This window comes from Sphaerisporangium cinnabarinum (assembly GCF_055567015.1).
In genome coordinates this window covers 636,548-654,002 of sequence record NZ_JBVHRG010000001.1, presented here as the reverse complement: position 1 = coordinate 654,002, position 17,455 = coordinate 636,548, and the positions used below count along the sequence as shown (strand labels likewise).

At 76.9% G+C, this 17,455-nt stretch carries 15 protein-coding genes; 4 read left to right on the top strand and 11 right to left on the bottom strand.

Annotation, left to right across the window (positions count from 1 at the left end; genetic code table 11):
* The first annotated feature begins 33 nt into the window (after positions 1 to 33).
* On the top strand, positions 34 to 2,331 hold the full coding sequence (locus ACZ4MO_RS02930) for an exo-beta-d-1,3/1,6-glucosidase (protein WP_255436950.1): 2,298 nt from the start codon (positions 34 to 36) through the stop codon (positions 2,329 to 2,331).
* An 86-nt stretch (positions 2,332 to 2,417) separates the two neighbouring features.
* Here the strand turns inward: ACZ4MO_RS02930 and ACZ4MO_RS02925 are convergent, their stop codons facing one another.
* Together ACZ4MO_RS02925 and ACZ4MO_RS02920 are read right to left on the bottom strand one after the other, a co-directional pair.
* A complete protein-coding gene (locus tag ACZ4MO_RS02925) occupies positions 2,418 to 4,733 on the bottom strand; it encodes a sodium-translocating pyrophosphatase (RefSeq protein ID WP_499278591.1) in 2,316 nt (771 codons plus the stop codon).
* A gap of 142 nt (positions 4,734 to 4,875) precedes the next feature.
* The gene (locus tag ACZ4MO_RS02920) at positions 4,876 to 5,661 is read right to left on the bottom strand and encodes an alpha/beta fold hydrolase (protein WP_175007607.1); all 786 of its coding nucleotides are present in this window, start codon (positions 5,659 to 5,661) and stop codon (positions 4,876 to 4,878) included.
* Positions 5,662 to 5,730: 69 nt separating this feature from the next.
* Between ACZ4MO_RS02920 and ACZ4MO_RS02915 the strand changes: the two genes are divergently transcribed.
* Positions 5,731 to 7,128, top strand: coding sequence for a M18 family aminopeptidase (locus ACZ4MO_RS02915; RefSeq protein ID WP_499278590.1), 1,398 nt, complete (start codon positions 5,731 to 5,733; stop codon positions 7,126 to 7,128).
* Positions 7,129 to 7,231: 103 nt separating this feature from the next.
* On the opposite strand, the gene ACZ4MO_RS02910 is transcribed toward ACZ4MO_RS02915, so the two are convergent.
* Positions 7,232 to 7,879, bottom strand: coding sequence for an SRPBCC family protein (locus ACZ4MO_RS02910; RefSeq protein WP_175007606.1), 648 nt, complete (start codon positions 7,877 to 7,879; stop codon positions 7,232 to 7,234).
* Positions 7,880 to 8,036: 157 nt separating this feature from the next.
* Here ACZ4MO_RS02910 and ACZ4MO_RS02905 point away from each other — a divergent pair, with 157 nt between their 5' ends.
* Complete coding sequence (locus ACZ4MO_RS02905) at positions 8,037 to 10,526, top strand: DEAD/DEAH box helicase (protein ID WP_499278596.1); 2,490 nt, start codon at positions 8,037 to 8,039, stop codon at positions 10,524 to 10,526.
* Between the two features lie 79 nt (positions 10,527 to 10,605).
* Here the strand turns inward: ACZ4MO_RS02905 and ACZ4MO_RS02900 are convergent, their stop codons facing one another.
* The 8 genes from ACZ4MO_RS02900 to ssd form a co-directional block, all read right to left on the bottom strand.
* Positions 10,606 to 11,127 (bottom strand): Rv3654c family TadE-like protein, encoded by a 522-nt coding sequence (locus ACZ4MO_RS02900; RefSeq protein WP_175007604.1) that lies wholly within the window; start codon positions 11,125 to 11,127, stop codon positions 10,606 to 10,608.
* Complete coding sequence (locus ACZ4MO_RS02895; protein ID WP_175007603.1) at positions 11,124 to 11,513, bottom strand: TadE family type IV pilus minor pilin; 390 nt, start codon at positions 11,511 to 11,513, stop codon at positions 11,124 to 11,126. Before ACZ4MO_RS02895 ends, ACZ4MO_RS02900 begins: the two co-directional genes overlap by 4 nt.
* 4 nt (positions 11,514 to 11,517) lie before the next feature.
* Positions 11,518 to 11,721 (bottom strand): DUF4244 domain-containing protein, encoded by a 204-nt coding sequence (locus tag ACZ4MO_RS02890; protein ID WP_175007602.1) that lies wholly within the window; start codon positions 11,719 to 11,721, stop codon positions 11,518 to 11,520.
* A gap of 320 nt (positions 11,722 to 12,041) precedes the next feature.
* A complete protein-coding gene (locus tag ACZ4MO_RS02885) occupies positions 12,042 to 12,845 on the bottom strand; it encodes a phosphotransferase (RefSeq protein WP_175007601.1) in 804 nt (267 codons plus the stop codon).
* Between the two features lie 47 nt (positions 12,846 to 12,892).
* Positions 12,893 to 13,513 (bottom strand): type II secretion system F family protein, encoded by a 621-nt coding sequence (locus tag ACZ4MO_RS02880; protein ID WP_175007600.1) that lies wholly within the window; start codon positions 13,511 to 13,513, stop codon positions 12,893 to 12,895.
* A 40-nt stretch (positions 13,514 to 13,553) separates the two neighbouring features.
* Positions 13,554 to 14,204: a hypothetical protein gene (locus tag ACZ4MO_RS02875; RefSeq protein ID WP_175007599.1), complete on the bottom strand. Its 651-nt coding sequence runs from the start codon at positions 14,202 to 14,204 to the stop codon at positions 13,554 to 13,556.
* Positions 14,205 to 14,271: 67 nt separating this feature from the next.
* Entirely contained in the window at positions 14,272 to 15,528 is a 1,257-nt protein-coding gene (locus ACZ4MO_RS02870) for a TadA family conjugal transfer-associated ATPase (protein WP_499278589.1), read from the bottom strand.
* A 53-nt stretch (positions 15,529 to 15,581) separates the two neighbouring features.
* Positions 15,582 to 16,298: a septum site-determining protein Ssd gene (ssd, locus tag ACZ4MO_RS02865; RefSeq protein ID WP_186810320.1), complete on the bottom strand. Its 717-nt coding sequence runs from the start codon at positions 16,296 to 16,298 to the stop codon at positions 15,582 to 15,584.
* A 141-nt stretch (positions 16,299 to 16,439) separates the two neighbouring features.
* On the opposite strand from ssd, the gene ACZ4MO_RS02860 reads away from it, so the two are divergent.
* Positions 16,440 to 17,261, top strand: coding sequence for an HAD-IB family hydrolase (locus tag ACZ4MO_RS02860; RefSeq protein WP_175007598.1), 822 nt, complete (start codon positions 16,440 to 16,442; stop codon positions 17,259 to 17,261).
* The last annotated feature ends 194 nt before the right edge of the window (positions 17,262 to 17,455 follow it).

The window sequence follows — 17,455 nt, the reverse complement described above, 5'->3', positions numbered from 1 at the left end:
GGCGCCGTCGCCGCCGCCGTGGAAGGACCGTCCGTGAGCACCCTGCCCTACCTCGACCCCGCCGTGCCCGTGGCCGACCGCGTCGAGGACCTCCTCGCCCGCATGACGCTGCCCGAGAAGGTCGGCCAGATGCTCCAGCTCGACGCGCGCGACGGCGTCGGGCCCGCGGTGCTCGAGAAGCACGCGGGCTCGCTGCTGCACACCTCGCCGGAGAACGTCGTCGCCGCGCACGAGCTCACCGGCCGGACGCGGCTGCGCATCCCCCTGCTGCTCGCCGAGGACTGCATCCACGGCCACTCGTTCTGGGTCGGCGCGACGATCTTCCCCACGCAGCTCGGCATGGCCGCGACGTGGGACCCCGCGCTCGTGGAGCGCGTCGCGCGCGCGACCGCGGTCGAGGTCGCCGCGACCGGCGTCCACTGGACCTTCTCCCCCGTGCTCTGCATCGCGCGTGACCTGCGCTGGGGCCGCGTCGACGAGACGTTCGGCGAGGACCCGTTCCTCATCGGCGAGCTCGCGTCCGCGATGGTGCGCGGCTACCAGGGCGACGGGCTGTCCGACCCGACGGGCATCCTCGCCACGGCGAAGCACTTCGCGGGCTACTCCGAGACGCAGGGCGGGCGCGACGCGAGCGAGGCCGACATCTCGCAGCGCAAGCTCCGGTCGTGGTTCCTGCCCCCGTTCGAGCGGGTCGCGCGCGAGGGCTGCGCCACGTTCATGCTCGGCTACCAGTCCATGGACGGCGTGCCCGTCACCGTGAACGGCTGGCTGCTCGACGACGTCCTGCGCGGCGAGTGGGGGTACACCGGCACGCTCGTCACCGACTGGGACAACGTGGGTCGCATGGTGTGGGAGCAGCACATCCAGCCCGACTACGTGCACGCGTCCGCCGCGGCCGTACGCGCCGGCAACGACATGGTCATGACGACGCCGCGCTTCTTCGAGGGAGCGCTCGAGGCCGTCGACCGCGGCCTCGTCGAGGAGGCCGCGATCGACGCCGCCGTGCGACGCATCCTCACGCTCAAGTTCCGGCTCGGCCTGTTCGAGGACCCCCGCCGGCCGGACGTCGCGCGCCAGCAGGCGGTCATCGCGTCGGCCGAGCACACCACGGTCAACCTCGAGGTCGCGCGCCGCTCCCTCGTGCTCCTCACCAACGACGGCACCCTCCCGTTCGCGGGCGGGCTCGCCCGCGCCGCCGGCGTGCCCGACGGCCGGGCCCTCGCCCCGGGCGGTGCGCCCGCCCGGACGATCGCCGTCGTCGGCCCGAACGCGGACGACGACCACACCCAGCTCGGCGACTGGGCGGGCGCGTCGGGGCAGGCCGACTGGCTGCCCGACGGCCACCCGCGCGAGATGACGACGACCGTGCTCGACGGCTTCCGCGCGCTCGCCCCGGAGGGCTGGGCCGTGACGCACGCGCGCGGCGCCGACGTCCTCACGCTCGCGCCCGACCCCGAGGGCGAGCTGTTCCCCGACGGGCAGCCCCGGCCCCAGGTGGTCGTGCCGGCCGCCCCCGACGACGCGCTGATCGCCGAGGCCGTCGCCGCGGCCCGCGACGCCGACCTCGCCGTCGCCGTGGTGGGCGACCGCATCGAGCTCGTGGGCGAGGGCCGCTCGACCGCGACGCTCGAGCTCGTCGGCGGACAGGTCGCGCTGCTCGACGCCCTCGTCGCCACCGGCACCCCCGTGGTCGTGGTCGTCGTCGCGTCGAAGCCGCTCGTCCTGCCGCCGTCGGCGCACGCCGCGGCGGCAGTCGTCTGGGCGGCCAACCCCGGGATGCGGGGCGGCCAGGCCGTCGCGGAGCTCGTGCTCGGGCTGATCGAGCCCGAGGGGCGCCTGCCGATCTCGTTCGCGCGCCACGCCGGCCAGCAGCCCACGTACTACAACGTGGTCCGCGGCCAGCACGGCGTCCGCTACGCTGACCTCACGCAGAGCCCCGCGTTCGCGTTCGGCGAGGGCCTGAGCTACACCACCGTCGAGTACGACGGCCTGCGGGTGCTCGGCACGGAGCACGGGCCCGACGACGTCGTGCGCGCCGAGGTCACGCTGACGAACACCGGGCCGCGCCCCGTGCGCGAGACCGTCCAGGTCTACGTGAGCGACACCGTCACGTCCGTGACGTGGGCCGAGAAGGAGCTCAAGGCCTACCGCAAGGTGGACCTCGCGCCGGGCGAGTCGACGACCGTCGGCCTCGAGGTGCCCGTGGCGGACTGCACGCTCGTCGACGCGCGCGGGCGCCGCGTCGTCGAGCCGGGCGAGTTCGAGCTGCGCGTCGGGCCGTCGTCGCGCGAGGACGCCCTCCTGCGCGCGACGTTCACCGTCACGGGGTAGCCCCGAGGGCTGCAGGCACACGCCGCGCGCGCCGGAGGGCGCCCGGGTCGACCCGGGCGCCCTCCGGCGCGCGTGGTGGCCGTGCGTCAGGCACCGGTCGCGACGCGCTCCCGCTCGACGGCGGACTCCTCGCGGTCGACGCGCGCCGCCCGCAGCCGCGACATGATCACCGCGCCGAACGCGATGGCGGCCGCGACGACCGCGATCCCGATGCGCAGGACGTGGTTCGCGTCCTCGGGCACGCTCATGAGCACCACCGCCGGCGCGATGAGCACCGACACGAGGTTCATCACCTTGATGAGCGGGTTGATCGCGGGACCGGCGGTGTCCTTGAACGGGTCGCCCACCGTGTCGCCGATGACCGTCGCGTCGTGCGCCGGCGAGCCCTTGCCCCCGTACGCGCCGTCCTCGACGATCTTCTTCGCGTTGTCCCACGCGCCGCCCGAGTTGGCGAGGAACACCGCCATGAGGACGCCCGCGCCGATCGCCCCGGCGAGGAACCCGGCGAGCGGCCCGACGCCCAGGCCGAAGCCGACGGCGATGGGCGCGAACGCCGCGAGCAGGCCGGGGGTCGCGAGCTCGCGCAGCGAGTCGCGCGTGCAGATGTCGACGACCTTGCCGTACTCGGGGCGCTCCTGGAACGTCATGATCCCGGGGTGCTCGCGGAACTGGCGCCGCACCTCGAACACGATCGCGCCCGCGGCCCGGGTCACGGCGTCGATCGCGAGACCCGAGAAGAGGAAGACGGTCGCGGCGCCGAGGATGAGGCCCACGAGCGTGATCGGCGAGATGATCTCGTAGTCGAGCATCGACGCGACGAGCCCCCCGCCCACCCGCTCGACGTCGGCCATCGCATGGCTCACCGCGTCCGCGTACGACCCGAACAGCGCCGTCGCGGCGAGGACGGCCGTCGTGATCGCGATGCCCTTGGTGATGGCCTTCGTCGTGTTGCCCACGGCGTCGAGGTCCGTGAGGATCTGGGCCGCCTCCTCGTCGCCGTCGCCCGACTCGCCCACCGACATCTCGTAGATGCCCTGGGCGTTGTCCGAGACGGGGCCGAACGTGTCCATCGCGACGATGACGCCGACCGTCGTCAGCAGGCCGCACCCGGCGAGGGCCACGAGGAACAGCGCGAGCCACACGGACCCGCCCGCGAGGAGGAACAGGCCGCAGATCGCCGCGGCGATCACGCCCGCCGTGTACACCGCCGACTCGAACCCGACCCCGATGCCGGACAGGACGACGGTCGCCGCGCCCGTGCGCGAGGTGGCCGCCACGTGCAGGGTGGGCTTCGACGTCGTCCCGGTGAAGTAGCCCGTGATCCACAGGATGATGCCCGCGAGGACGATGCCGATGACGACGGCGAGGCTCGCGACGACGCGCGGGTCCGCCGCGATGCCGGACAGCTCGCCGAGGTCCGCCGTGCCGTCGAGCGCGGCGAACGACGACGGCAGGTAGACGAACGCCGCGACGGCCGCGAGCGCCGCGCCGACGAGCGCCGACAGGTAGAAGCCGCGGTAGATCGCCTTGAGCCCGTTCTCCTGGCCCCGCACGCGCGTGATGAATACGCCGAGCACCGCGACGAGCGCACCGAGCGCCGTGACGACGAGCGGGAAGACGAGACCCTCCTCGCCCATCGCCGCCTTGCCGAGGATGAGGGCGGCGACGAGCGTCACCGCGTAGGACTCGAACAGGTCGGCCGCCATGCCCGCGCAGTCGCCGACGTTGTCGCCCACGTTGTCCGCGATCGTGGCGGCGTTGCGCGGGTCGTCCTCCGGGATGTGCTGCTCGACCTTGCCGACGAGGTCGGCGCCGACGTCGGCCGCCTTGGTGAAGATCCCGCCGCCGACGCGCATGAACATCGCCAGCAGCGCCGCGCCGAACCCGAAGCCCTCGAGCACCGCCGGGGCGTCGCCCTTGTAGACGAGCACGACGCCCGCGGCGCCGAGCAGGCCGAGCCCGACGACCGACATGCCGACGACGCCGCCCGTCCGGAACGCGATGCGCGCACCCTCCGAGCGCCCGCCCGGCCGGGTCGCGGCCGAGGCGACGCGCACGTTCGCGCGCACCGCGAGCCACATCCCGAGGTAGCCGATCGCGGCCGAGAACCCGGCGCCCACGAGGAACGCGACCGAGCGCCCCACGCGGATGCCGCCGTCGCCCGGCAGCAGGATCAGGAGGCCGAAGACGATCGCCGCGAACAGCGCGAGCGTGCGGAACTGGCGGCTCAGGTACGCGCCGGCGCCCTCCTGCACGGCCTGGGCGATGTCCTGCATCTTCGCCGTGCCCTCGTCCGCGGCGAGGACCTGTCTGCGCAGGACGACCGCGAAGGCCAGGGCCACGAGGGCGATCGCCGCGATGACCGCGACGATGGTGAGACTTTCCGTACCGAGCGTGAGCATCCGTCCTCCTTGACGAACCGCGCGACCGTCGCGCCGGTCCCCTGCCGGAGCGATGGGGGTGAGTCTACGCACGTGTGTCGTACGTCACGACCACTCGTGCAGGACGTCACGAGCGTGCTCGGCGACAGCGCCCCCGGGCGGGTCAGCCCGGCGGTCGCGCGGCCCCTCGGCGGGTGCCCACGGCGAGGCGCGCGACGGCGTCGGGCCGGGTGAGCGGGTAGAGGTGGCCCTCCCCCGCGAGCCCGACGCGCGGGACCGTGAGCCGGTCCGACAGCTCGCGCTGCGCGCGCAGGAACCTGGCGCTCGCGCGCAGCCCGGCGACGAGCAGCGGCTCGGCGCCCGCGGGCAGGCGGTGGCCGTGGTCGAGCAGGGCGCGCACGCGCGGCGCCTGCTCCCAGCTCGCGAACCACTGGTGGGCGAGCAGGGTCCACGCGTCGCGCGACCCGTAGCGGGCGCGGGCGAGGTCGTGCGGGAGACGGTCCGGCGCGCGCGTGACCACCCGCACGCCCGCGCGGCGCAGCGCCGGCCCGGTCACGGCGAGACCGGCCGCGAGGGCGCCCGCCACCGCCGTGCCCGCCCGGGCCGCGACGGTGCCCGTGTGCAGGGCCGGGAGATGGACCTCCCACGGGCTCGTCGGGTCGAGGAGCACGAGCCGCCGGACCTCGCCCGGGTGCAGCAGCGCCCACTCGATCGCCGTGAGCCCGCCCACGGAGTGCCCGACGAGGTCCACGGGCTCCGACCCGTCGACACCGAGGCCCGCGCGCACCACGTCGACCGGTCCCGTCACGGGCACGCGCCACGCGTCGAGGACCCGGACGTCGTCGCTGCGGGCCGGGGCTCCGGGACCGGACGCGGTCCCGAGGGCGCGCGCGAGCGGGGCGAAGTCCTCAGGGGTGAGCGCCAGGCCCGGCAGGACGACCCAGGTCATGCGGACTCCCTCTCTCGCGGTGCGCGACCACCCTACGGAGCGCTCCTGGGCGTGCGTAGGGTGGAGCCTGTGTCGACGCCCAGCACCCCCGTGACCGACCCGACCCCGCACGACCGCGCCCTCGCGCACGCGCACGACCTCGCGACGTTCGTCGAGGCGTCCCCGTCGTCGTACCACGCCGCCCACGAGGTCGCGCGCCGGCTCGAGGCCGTCGGCTTCGAGCGCCTGGACGAGACCGCGGCGTGGCCGACGGCGACCGGCGGCGAGGGCGACGGGCCCGCGGGCGGGCGGTACGTCGTCGTGCGCGACGGCGCGGTGATCGCCTGGGCCGTGCCCGCGGGCGCGACCGCGACGACGCCGTTCGCGATCCTCGGCGCCCACACCGACTCGCCCGGCTTCAAGCTCAAGCCGCGCCCGAGCGTCGGCCGCGAGGGCTGGTGGCAGGCGGGCGTGGAGGTCTACGGCGGTCCGCTGCTCAACTCGTGGCTCGACCGCGAGCTCGAGCTCGCCGGGCGGCTCGTCACCGCCGACGGCGAGGAGCACCTCGTGCGCACCGGTCCCCTGCTGCGCATCCCGCAGCTCGCGATCCACCTCGACCGCGCCGCGAACGACGGGCTCACGCTCGACAAGCAGCAGCACACGCAGCCCGTGTGGGGGCTCGCGTCGGCGTCCGGTCCGGCCGGGTCCGACGTCGCGGGCGCGCCGCACGGGACGAGCGGCGGGGACGTGCTCGCCGAGCTCGCGCACCACGCGGGCGTGCGGGCGAGCGAGGTCGCGGGGTACGACGTCGTGGTCGCCGACACCCAGGCGCCCCGCGTGTTCGGCGCGCACGACGCGTTCCTCGCGTCCGGGCGGCTCGACAACCTGCTGTCGGTGCACGCCGGCCTCGTCGCGCTGCTCGAGGTCGCGGGCACGCCCGGCCGGCCCGTCGAGAGCGCCACGATCCCCGTGCTCGCCGCGTTCGACCACGAGGAGATCGGGTCGGAGTCGCGCTCCGGCGCGTCGGGCCCGTTCCTCGCCGACGTGCTCGACCGGGTCGCGGCCGGCCTCGGCGCGACGGCCGAGGAGCGGCACCGCCAGCTCGCGGCGTCGCTGTGCGTGTCGAGCGACGTCGGCCACTCCGTCCACCCGAACTACCCCGAGCGGCACGACCCCGCGAACCGTCCCCTCGCGGGCGGCGGACCGATCCTCAAGATCAACGCGAACCAGCGCTACACGACCGACGCGCACGGCGCGGCCGCGTGGGCGCGCGCCTGCGCCCGGGCCGGGGTGCCGAGCCAGGAGTTCGTCTCGAAGAACACCGTGCCGTGCGGCTCGACCATCGGGCCGCTCACCGCGACCCGACTCGGCATCCGCACGGTCGACGTCGGCGTCCCCATCCTCTCGATGCACTCCGCGCGCGAGCTCACCGCCGTCGTGGACCCCTGGTACCTGTCCCGCGCGGTGCTCGACCTCTTCCGCGGCTGAGCCCCCCACCCCCACCGGCCGAGCAGGCGGTTCCGGCCCGTCCCGGACACCGGACGGACCACGACCGCCTGGTCGGGGAGCCGCGACCGCCTGGTCGTGGCCGTCAGGGGCGCTCGGCGCGGGCGCGGACGCCGCGCAGCATCTTCTGCGTCATGAGGAAGCTCACCGGCTGCACCGCCTCGACGATCGCGCGGCCCGCGGCGCCCAGCGGCAGGTACCGCTCGCGGACGAGCAGACGTGACCGGAGCGTGCCGTCCGGCCCCGGCGGGAGCGGCCGCACGACGAACGCCCACGAGAACCGGAACGGCATCGTGTCCGCCTGCCCGGGCCCCGGCGCACCGAGCAGCACGAGGTGCGAACCCGGCTCGAGCGCCGCGACCCGCAGCACGGCCTCGTCGGCCAGGTGGACGTCGTCGCCCACGGCCAGGCCTTGCCAGCGCTCCTCGATCGCGTCCGCGCTGCGGATGCCCAGGCCGACGAGGTTCTCGAGCGCGTCGTAGGAGTAGAAGCCGCCGCGGCCCTGGCCGAGCTGGACGAGCCACGGCCAGACGGCGGCCGGCGGCGCGTCGACCGTCACGGCCCGCGTCGCGACGACGGCCCGCGCGTCGGGCACGAGGTCGTCCCCCGGGAGCACGCACTCGTGCTCGCCCTCCCAGGTGCCCCACGTCTGGGTCAGGCGCCGGGTGAGCAGGAGCGCCCCGACGGCGAGCGCCGTCGTCGTCACGACCCGGACCCCACGCCACGCTGCCATGCGTCGATCGTCGGCCGTGCGCCCCGCCCCGCGCGAGGGCCGGAGGTCCCGAGCACGGCGGCCCTCGGCCGGACCGTGGGCCGGAGGTGGGAGACTCGGAGACGTGCTGCACGCCCCCACCACCTCCCCGCGACCGACGAGCGCGACGCTGCTCGACGTGCTGCGCGCGGGCGGGCGGCGCGACGAGCGGCTGCGGCACTTGCGCGAGCTCCCCGCACGCCCCGGCACGCAGGGCGAGTGGCCCGCGTGGGCCGACGCGTCGCTCGTCGCCGGGTACCGCGCGCTGGGCGTGGAGCGCCCCTGGGAGCACCAGGTGGAGGCCGCCGACGCCGCGTGGTCGGGCCGGCACGTCGCGCTCGCGACCTCCACGGGCTCCGGCAAGTCGCTCGCGTTCTGGCTCCCGGCGCTCACGGCCGTCCGCGCCGACGCCGCGGCGCGCGTGCTCGACCCCGGTCGCATCGAGTCGGTCGCGCGCCGTGGTGCCGTGCTCTACCTCTCGCCCACGAAGGCGCTCGCGGCCGACCAGCTCTCCGGCCTCCAGCGGCTCCTCGACGCCGCCGGGACGCGCGACGTGCGGGTCGCGACGTGCGACGGCGACACCGCGCAGGACGAGCGCCGGTGGGTGCGGGAGCACGCCGACGTCGTCCTCACGAACCCGGACTTCCTGCACTTCGCGCTCCTGCCGCACCACCGCGGCTGGACGCGGCTGCTGCGGGACCTGCGGTACGTCGTCGTGGACGAGGGGCACGCCTACCGCGGGGTGTTCGGCGCGCACGTCTCCCTCGTCCTGCGGCGCCTGCGGCGGCTCGCCGCGCACTACGCGCGGGAGGGCGACCCGCCTCCGACGTTCGTCGTCGCGTCGGCGACGACCGCCGACCCGGCCACGAGCGCGGCACGGCTGGTCGGGGTCGAGCCCGACGACGTCGTGACCGTCGCGCGCGACACCTCGCCCGCGGGGCGCAAGACGTTCGCCCTGTGGGAGCCGCCCGTCGTCGTGGGCTTCGAGGCGTCCGCGGACGCCGGGCCCGCGGAGGGTCACGACGACGACCCCGCGGTCGCGACGCCCGCCGAGGGGCCCGAGCACCCGCGCCGCAGCGCCACGGCCGAGACGGCCGACCTGCTCGCCGACCTCGTCATCGCGGGCGCCCGCACGCTCGCGTTCACGCGCTCGCGCCGCGGCGCGGAGTCCGTCTCGGTCCAGACGCAGGACAGCGTGCGCGTCGTCGACCCCCGCCTCGTGCGCCGCGTCGCCGCCTACCGGGGCGGGTACCTGCCCGAGGAACGGCGCGAGCTCGAGGACGCGGTGCGCACCGGCGACGTGCTGGGCCTCGCGACGACCAACGCCCTCGAGCTGGGCGTCGACATCTCGGGGCTCGACGCCGTGCTCATCGCGGGCTGGCCCGGCACCCGCATGTCGGTGTGGCAGCAGGCGGGCCGCGCCGGGAGGGCGGGCGCCGACGGCCTCGTCGCGTTCGTCGCGCGCGAGGACCCGCTCGACACGTTCCTCGTGCACCACCCCGAGGCGGTGCTCGACGCGCCGCTCGAGGCGACCGTGTTCGACCCCGCGAACCCCTACGTCCTCGCGCCGCACCTGTGCGCGGCGGCAGCCGAGGTGCCGCTGCGCTCGGAGGACCTCGCCGCGTTCGGCGCGCCCGACGTGGTGCGCGGCCTGCTCGACGTGCTCGTCGCGCGCGGAGCCCTGCGACGCCGGGCCTCCGGCTGGTACTGGACCCACGCGCAGCCCGCGTCGGGCATGACCGACCTGCGCGGGTCCGGCGGCGCGCCCGTCCGGGTCGCCGAGGCGCGCACCGGCCGGCTGCTCGGGACGGTCGACGCCGCCTCCGCGGACGGCTCGGTGCACGACGGCGCGGTGTACGTCCACCAGGGCCGCACCTACGTCGTCGAGCACCTCGACCTCGCCGACCACGTCGCGCTCGTGCGTCGGCAGGACGTCGACCACGGCACGTGGTCGCGGTCGACCACGTCCATCACGATCGTCGACGAGCCCACGGGCGGGGACGTCGCGACGGGCCGCGACGTCGTCGAGCGCACCTGGGGCCCGGTCGGCTGGGGCTACGGCCCGGTCGACGTGTGCTCCCAGGTGGTGAGCTTCCAGCGTCGCCGCCTCCTCGACATGCAGGTCCTCGGCACGGAGACCCTCGACCTCCCCGAGCGCACGCTGCCGACCATGGCCGTCTGGTGGACCGTCCCCGCCTCCGTGATCGAGGAGGCGGGCGTCGACGCCGACGAGCTGCCCGGCGCGCTGCACGCCGCCGAGCACGCGTCGATCGGCCTGCTCCCCCTCCTCGCGACGTGCGACCGTTGGGACCTCGGTGGGGTGTCCACCGCGCTGCACGCCGACACCGGCGAGGCCACCGTGTTCGTCCACGACGCCTACCCCGGCGGAGCCGGCTTCGCCGAGCGCGGGTTCGAGCTCGGCGCGACCTGGCTCCGCGCGACCCGCGACGCCATCGCGCTCTGCCCGTGCCACGACGGCTGCCCGGCGTGCGTGCAGTCGCCGAAGTGCGGGTCGTACAACGCCCCGCTCGAGAAGGCCGCCGCCGTCCGGCTGCTCGACGCCGTCCTGGCGCACGCCCCGGTCGCCGAGACCGACCCCGCGGGGCGGAGCGCCGGTTCCGCGCGATAGGGCACCGCTTCCCCCACGGGGTCGAGGACCGCTGCGGCCGGGCCCGGACAGGTGCCGCCGCCCGACGGCCCGCTGCGGCTCACCGCGCGCTCGCCGGGCCGGCACGTGCCGCGGCGTTCGCGCGACCGAGCGGGGCGCCGAGGAACGTGACACCGGCTCTCGACTCGACGTCCACCCGGACGACCCCCGCGCCCTGCTCCGTGCACGCGACCACCACGACCCGGTTGTGCGCCGCGGCCTCGCGCGCCCGGCCGCACGGTTCCCACCCGTCGCGGGCTGCCGTCGCCGCCGCGAGCGCCGCGAGGTCGGCCCCGGTCTGCGCCGTGCCACGCGCCGCCTGCGCCTGCGCGAGCGCGCCGAGGGCGACCGCCAGCACCAGGACTGCCGCGACGACGCCGAGCACGAGCACGGTGCCCGCTCCGTGCTCGGCGTCGGTGTCGGTGTCGGTGTCGGTGTCGGTGTCGGGGATGGTGACCGCCCCGGGTCCCGCCGCTGCTCGTCCGTCGGTCTCGATCTCGCCCGCGGTCTCGGTCTCGATCTCGCCCGCGGTCGCGGTCTCGGTCTCGGTGCACCGCCCCCGAGGTGGCTGCGCCGTGGTCATGGCTCGGCCCAGGCGACGGCCTCACCGCTGGCGCGCAAGGGCGAGCCCGCGAGCCACCCGCCCACGACGGGCGTCGTCACGCGCACCTCGACCCACGGGTCGCCCCGCACCACGCCGACCGTCGCGCCGGCTCCGGCGACCCGGAGCGCCGTCGCACGCACGGTCGCGTCGTCCTCGCCGATGGCCGCCGCCCGGGCGGCGGCCCTCGCCGCGTCGGCGGAGCGCATCTGGGCGCCCGCCGCCGCGGCGAGGGTGAGGACCACGACGAGAACCAGGACGACGGCCGGCAGGGCGACCGCGAGCTCGGCCGTGACCGCACCGCGCTCGCTCCCCTCACGGGCCCGATCCCTCGGCCGGCGGCCGTCGGCCCCGGCGTCCCGTCGCACGGGCTCAGCCCAGCGAGAGCGCGCTGCGCACGATGCCGAGCAGCATCTCGCGCACCTCGCCGCTCTTCAGCACGACGATGAGCAGCCCGGCGAAGCCCGCCGCGGCGACCGTCGCGATGGCGTACTCCGCGGTCGCGAGACCCGCCTCGCCCTGCCCCGTGCTCGTCCCCGTCAGGCGCGCGAACGCGCGTCGCGGCTGTCGTGTCATCTCCGACTCCCCTCTCGTGGCCCGCGTCGTGCGGGCGGTCGGAGCGACCCTGCCGGGACCGGCGGCTGCGGCGCACCCCACCCCGCCGCGCCGGTGGACGGGGCCGTCGAGGCGACGACCTGTGCACAGCAGCGCGCGCTCCGCCCGCGTCGACGGGCCGAGTGGCGAGCCACCGTCGACAGGCCGAGCACCCAGCCCGGGTCGACAGGTCGAAGCGGCCGACCCGGTCGACAGGTCGGAGCGCGTGGCCCGGTCAACAGGTCGAAGCGCGCGGCCCGGTCGACAGGTCGAGCGACCCGCCCTCGTCGAGGCGCGTGCGGTCAGCCCCAGGTCAGCGGGTCGAGCTCGAGGTGGAAGCGGAGCCGACCCGGGTCGACCGGGGACCCGTACCGCGGCGCCAGCGTCTCCTCCAGGGCACGGGCGTGCTCCGGCCAGGTGTCCTGGGCGTTCGCCAGGAGGAGGGCGAGGTCGGCGTGCCGGTCCGCGACCCCGAGCCGCCCGACGTCGACGAGACCGCGGACCTCCAGCGTCTCCGGGTCGAGCAGGACGTTGGGCAGGCACAGGTCGCCGTGGCAGACGACGAGGTCCGCCACCTGCTGCTCCCGGCGCGTCGGCAGCTCGGTGGTGAGCTCCGCGAGCAGGTCCACAGGGTCCCGGGACTCCTGCTCCGGCCGCAGGAACTCCGCGTGCACGCGGCCGCCGTCGACCACGTCGCGGGCGAGGGCGACCATGGCGTCGAGGCTCCGGTCGAACGGGCAGCCGTCGACGGGGAGGTCGTGGAGGGTCCGCGCCGCCGCGAGGACGTTCGTCCAGGCGCGGTCGACCTGGTCGGGGCGGACGGTGTCGGCGGGCACCCCCGGCACCGTGCGCGTCACGAGGACGGCACCCTCCCCCGTGTCCTCCCACGCCAGCACCTCGGGGACGGCGATCCCGCGGGAGGCCGCCCAGAGCGCGCGGTCCCGCTCGTCCGCCAGGGAGGCCACCTGGTCCGGGCCCACGACCTTGGCGTACCGGGAGCCGTCCGCGCTGACGAGCACACGGGCCGAGGACTCGCCGCTCCCTGCTTCACGCCAGGCGTCGTCTCGGAGCAGGCCGGGCACGTGGGCGGCGGGGGACGGTTCCATGCGGCCACCGTAGCGAGCGCGGCCGCCCGTCCCGACCTCCCGAGCCCCTATCCGGAGAGCAGGCCGGCACCGAGGGAGACGAGGACGGGCAGCAGCCCGACGAGCACGAACGCGGGCAGGAAGCACGCACCGAGCGGGAGCACGAGATGCACGGCGAGCCGTGCCGCGGCCGCCTTGGCCGCTCCGGTCCGGTCCTGCCGCGACGCCTCGGCGGCAGCCCGCAGCGACGACGCGGGAGCAGCGCCGTGCAGCCACGCGGGCCGCAGCGCGCGCTGGACGACCCCGAGCCGCGGCGGCGCGCCGGCCCAGGCGCCGTCCCACGACGCCCCCAGGAGGAGCGCGGCTCCCGCAGCACGCAGCCCGGCACCGTCGCGGCCCCCGACGCACGTCCCGACGACGTCCAGCGCCCGCGGGATCGCCGCACCCGACCCGACGGCGGCCGCGAGCAGCTCGAGGAGCACCCCGGTCTCGATGCCGGGGTCGCGGTCGTCACCCCGTGGCCGTCGACCGCCCTCCCCGGCGGAGGCCGCGTCGCGCTCGGGTCCTGGCCGCCCGACGGCGGCCGCGCGCCGCCCGACGGCGGCCGCGCGCCGCCCGACGGCGGCGCGCGCGGACCACCACGGCGCGGCGCCCGCCAGCACGCAGAGCGCCAGGAGGACGAGGGTCATCGGTGCTCTCCTTCCCGGGCCGGTCTCGGGCGCAGCGCGGTCACCGGTCCTCCCCCGCCGTGCGCGCCCGCTCGACGAGCCGCGCGGACCACGTGCGCCCCGCCGCGAGCAGCAGGACCCCGAGGAGCACGCCCGCCGTCCCGAGGCCGCCGTCGGTCGCGGTGCCGAGCGGGTCGGCGCCCAGCACGTAGCCGAGCAGCACGCCGACCACGGGGAGCCAGAGCAGCACGCGGGCGGTCGCGCGTGGTCCGGCGAGCGCCGCCTCCCGCTCGGCGCGCGCCTCGGCGTCCGCGGCCACGGACGCGGCGACCTCGTCGAGCACGGTCGCGAGCGGCGCGCCCAGCTCCGCGGCCAGCCGGCACGCCGAGACGAGGGCACGCGCCGTCGCCGGACCGCCGACGTGCGGCGCGAGGTCCGCGACCCGGGGGACGCCACCGCCGTCGACGCGCACGCCGACCGCACGGGTCCACGCGACGCCGGGCGCGGCTCCCGACCGCAGGAGCGACCCGACCTGCGTCACGACGACGCGCACGAGCTCGGGCACCGCCTGCGGTCGGCCGGGGCGGCGCAGCACGGACCACCGCGTGGCGCGCGACGCCGGCCGGCCGACGACGCGACGCGCCGACCGCCCGACCCGCGCCGTGGCGCACCAGACCGCGGCACCGACGAGCAGACCCACGACGACCGTCATGCGCCGCTTCTCCCGCCGCGCGTCGTCGGGGCCGCACCCGGCCGACGGCCCACGCCGCGCCGCCGCGTCATGCCGACCACCGCCCCACGAGCTCGTCCCACGCCGGTCCCGCGGCCGGCCCCGCCGCACCCGTCGACCCACCGCCCGGCGGCACGACCGTCCCGTCCCACGACCCCGCGACGTCCACGCGCAGGGCGCCGCGCTCGTCCTGCCGCACGACGCCCAGCTGCGCGAGGACGCGCCGGGTCGTGCCCGCCGTGCGGACGCGGCGCAGGTGCAGCACGACGTCGAGCCCGCCCGCGGCCTGCGCGGCGACCGCGGCCCGGTCCATCCCCGCGAGCGCCGCGAGCGCCTCCAGCCGGGCGGGGACCACCTCGACGTCGTTGGCGTGGATCGTCGCGAGGCCGCCGTCATGGCCGGTGTTGAGCGCCATGAGCACCTCGCGGACCTCCGGGCCGCGGCACTCGCCCAGCACGATGCGGTCGGGCCGCATGCGCAGCGCGGCGCGCACGAGGTCGGCGAGGTCCACGCCGCCCGCGCCCTCGACGTTGGGACGCCTCGCGGTGAGCGGGACGACGTGGGGGTGGTCGGGGTCGAGCTCGCGCGCCTCCTCGACGCAGACGACCCGCTCGTCGGGCGGGACGAGCGCGAGGAGCGCGGCGAGGAGCGTCGTCTTGCCGGTGCCCGTGCCGCCGGACACGAGGACGTTCGCGCGCCGCGCGACGAGCCCGCGCAGCACCGCCTCCCACGCGTGCGGGACGGTCCCGCCCGCGACGAGGTCGTGGAGCCGGAACGTCCGCGTCCGCAGGACGCGCAGCGAGACGACCGCCCCCGTCGCGCACACGGGCGCGACGACGGCGTGCAGCCGCGTCCCGTCCGGGAGGCGGGCGTCGACGACGGGGGACGCGTCGTCGAGCCGCTGCCCACCCGCCGCGGCGAGACGCACGGCGAGCGCCCGCACGGCCTCGGGGCCGCCGAGCGCGACCTCGACCCGTTCGAGCCCGGCGCCGCGGTCGACCCACACGTCGTCGGGCCCGTTGACGAGCACGTCCGTGACGCCGGGCTCGTCGAGGTACCGCTGGAGCGGCCCTGCCCCGAAGATCTCCGCGTGGGCCGTCCGGGTCAGCTCGCGCAGCGCGGTCGTGCCGAGCACCCGGCCCGACGCCCGCAGCGCGTCCGCGACGGCCGCGTCGCCGAGCGTCTCGGTGGCACCGCCCTGCTCGTCGCCCGACCGCACGAGGCGGTCCCGGACGCCGTCGAGCAGCGCGACCCGGCCGCGCTCCGCACGCGGCGACGCCTCCCCGCGCCGGTGCGCGTCGTCCACGACACCCCGGTCACGACCGCGCCCCTCGCGCGGCGCACGCGCCTCCCGCCCCGTCACCGGACGGGCCCGAGGTAGCGCGCGGCGAGCTCGCGACCGGCCCGCAGGACCGCGCCGCGGCCGACGCACGGTCCCTGCCCGCGCTCGACCGCGCCCGCGAGCGCGCGGTCCCACCCGGCGGTCGCGGCGACGTCGAGCCCGACGGCGGCGGCCACCTCGGGCGGCGAGAGCCGACCGGGCGCGGGACCGCGGACCACGAGGGCCGCCCGGCCGGGGAGCCGGTCGCGCACCGCGGCCGCGCCCGCCACCCCGGCGACGTCGAGCGGTGTCACGAGGAGCACCTCGTCGCAGGCCTCGAGCAACGACGCCCCGGCCGCACCCGGCGCGAGGGCCGCGCGGTCGGCGTCGAGCACGAGCACCCCGGACCTCGCCGCCGTGGCCTCGGCGAGCGCGGCGACCACGTCGGCGAGCGCCGCCTGCTCCGGGCCCCCGCCGCGCTCGGTGCTGACCACCGGCACGGTGCCCCAGCGGGGCAGGCGCGCGAGGAGGTCGTCGCCGTCGAGCCGGCCCCGCGCGTCGGCGAGGTCCGGCCAGCGCACGCCCGGGTCCTGCTCGACGCCCAGGAGGACGTCGAGGCCCCCGCCCAGGAGGGCGAGGTCGACCAGGCACGTCGGGGCGCGCCGCCGGGCGACCGCCCGGGCCAACGACGCGGCGACGACGCTCGCCCCTGCCCCGCCGCGCGCACCGACCACCGCCACGACCGCTCCGACCATCGCGCTCCCCCGCCCTCCGTCGACCGGGGACCACCCTCGCCCGTGGACGCGGGCCGCCGTCGGCCCGTCGCCGACCCTGGGGACGGGCCCGTCGGCGAGCGCTCCTGGGGACGGCCACGTTCCGCCGCTAGGCTCGCGACCGTGACCCCGCTCCCGGACCCGAAGGTCCCGCCACGCGCCGGCCGGGTCGCCGCGTTCTTCGACCTGGACAAGACGATCATCGCGACGTCGTCGGCCGCGGCGTTCTCGCGGCCGTTCTTCGCGGGCGGGCTCATCAACCGCGGGGACGTGCTCCGCAGCGCGTACGCGCACTTCCTGTTCATGGTGGGCGGCGCCGACGCGGACCAGACGGAGCGCATGCGCGCGCACCTGTCGAACCTCGTGACCGGCTGGGACGTCGCGACCGTCTCCCGCATCGTCGAGGAGACGCTCCACGAGCACATCGACCCGGTCGTGTACGCGGAGGCGGTCGAGCTCATCGAGTCGCACCACGAGCACGGGCACGACGTCGTCATCGTCTCCGCGTCAGGCAGCGAGGTGGTGGAGCCCATCGCCGCGGTGCTCGGCGCCGACCACGCCATCTCGTCCCGGATGGCCGTCGAGGGCGGGCGCTACACCGGCGCGATCGACTTCTACGCGTACGGCGACAACAAGGCCGTGGCCCTGCGCGAGCTCGCGGAGCGCGAGGGCTACGACCTCGCGGCGAGCTACGCGTACTCGGACTCGGTGACCGACGCGCCGATGCTGAGCGCCGTCGGCCACGCGTTCGTCGTCAACCCCGACCGGACGCTGCGTCGTCTCGCCGCCGAGCACGGGTGGGGCGCGCTGACGTTCTCGCGGCCCGTCGCCCTGCGCTCGCAGCTCGCCGCGCCGACGCCGGTGCTCGCGGCCGCGGGCCTCGTCGGGCTCGGCGTCGTCGGGTGGCTCGTGTGGCGGGCGTGGCGCCGCCGCTCGCGCGGCTGACCCTCTTCAGCGTCGCCGCCCGCGCGGCTGACCCGCGCGTCCGGCGTCCGCGGACGACCGCCGAAGGGCCCGATCCGGACCTCCCGGACCATCCGCACCGGCGTGTTCGAACCCCGGTAGAACACGGTGTGGAAGAACCCCCGGAGCGCTTGCGTCCGCCGTCCCGACGGGCTGTGATGGAAGGACAACAGCAC

What these genes read in the sequence shown, in the direction of transcription:
- ACZ4MO_RS02875 (WP_175007599.1), bottom strand. Translation starts at nt 14,204, where the DNA reads ATGACGGTCGTCGTGGGTCTGCTCGTCGGTGCCGCGGTCTGGTGCGCC.
- ACZ4MO_RS02885 (WP_175007601.1), bottom strand. Translation starts at nt 12,845, where the DNA reads ATGGAACCGTCCCCCGCCGCCCACGTGCCCGGCCTGCTCCGAGACGAC.
- ACZ4MO_RS02890 (WP_175007602.1), bottom strand. Translation starts at nt 11,721, where the DNA reads ATGACACGACAGCCGCGACGCGCGTTCGCGCGCCTGACGGGGACGAGC.
- ACZ4MO_RS02920 (WP_175007607.1), bottom strand. Translation starts at nt 5,661, where the DNA reads ATGACCTGGGTCGTCCTGCCGGGCCTGGCGCTCACCCCTGAGGACTTC.
- ACZ4MO_RS02910 (WP_175007606.1), bottom strand. Translation starts at nt 7,879, where the DNA reads ATGGCAGCGTGGCGTGGGGTCCGGGTCGTGACGACGACGGCGCTCGCC.
- ACZ4MO_RS02880 (WP_175007600.1), bottom strand. Translation starts at nt 13,513, where the DNA reads ATGACCCTCGTCCTCCTGGCGCTCTGCGTGCTGGCGGGCGCCGCGCCG.
- ACZ4MO_RS02900 (WP_175007604.1), bottom strand. Translation starts at nt 11,127, where the DNA reads ATGACCACGGCGCAGCCACCTCGGGGGCGGTGCACCGAGACCGAGACC.
- ACZ4MO_RS02925 (WP_499278591.1), bottom strand. Translation starts at nt 4,733, where the DNA reads ATGCTCACGCTCGGTACGGAAAGTCTCACCATCGTCGCGGTCATCGCG.
- ssd (WP_186810320.1), bottom strand. Translation starts at nt 16,298, where the DNA reads ATGGTCGGAGCGGTCGTGGCGGTGGTCGGTGCGCGCGGCGGGGCAGGG.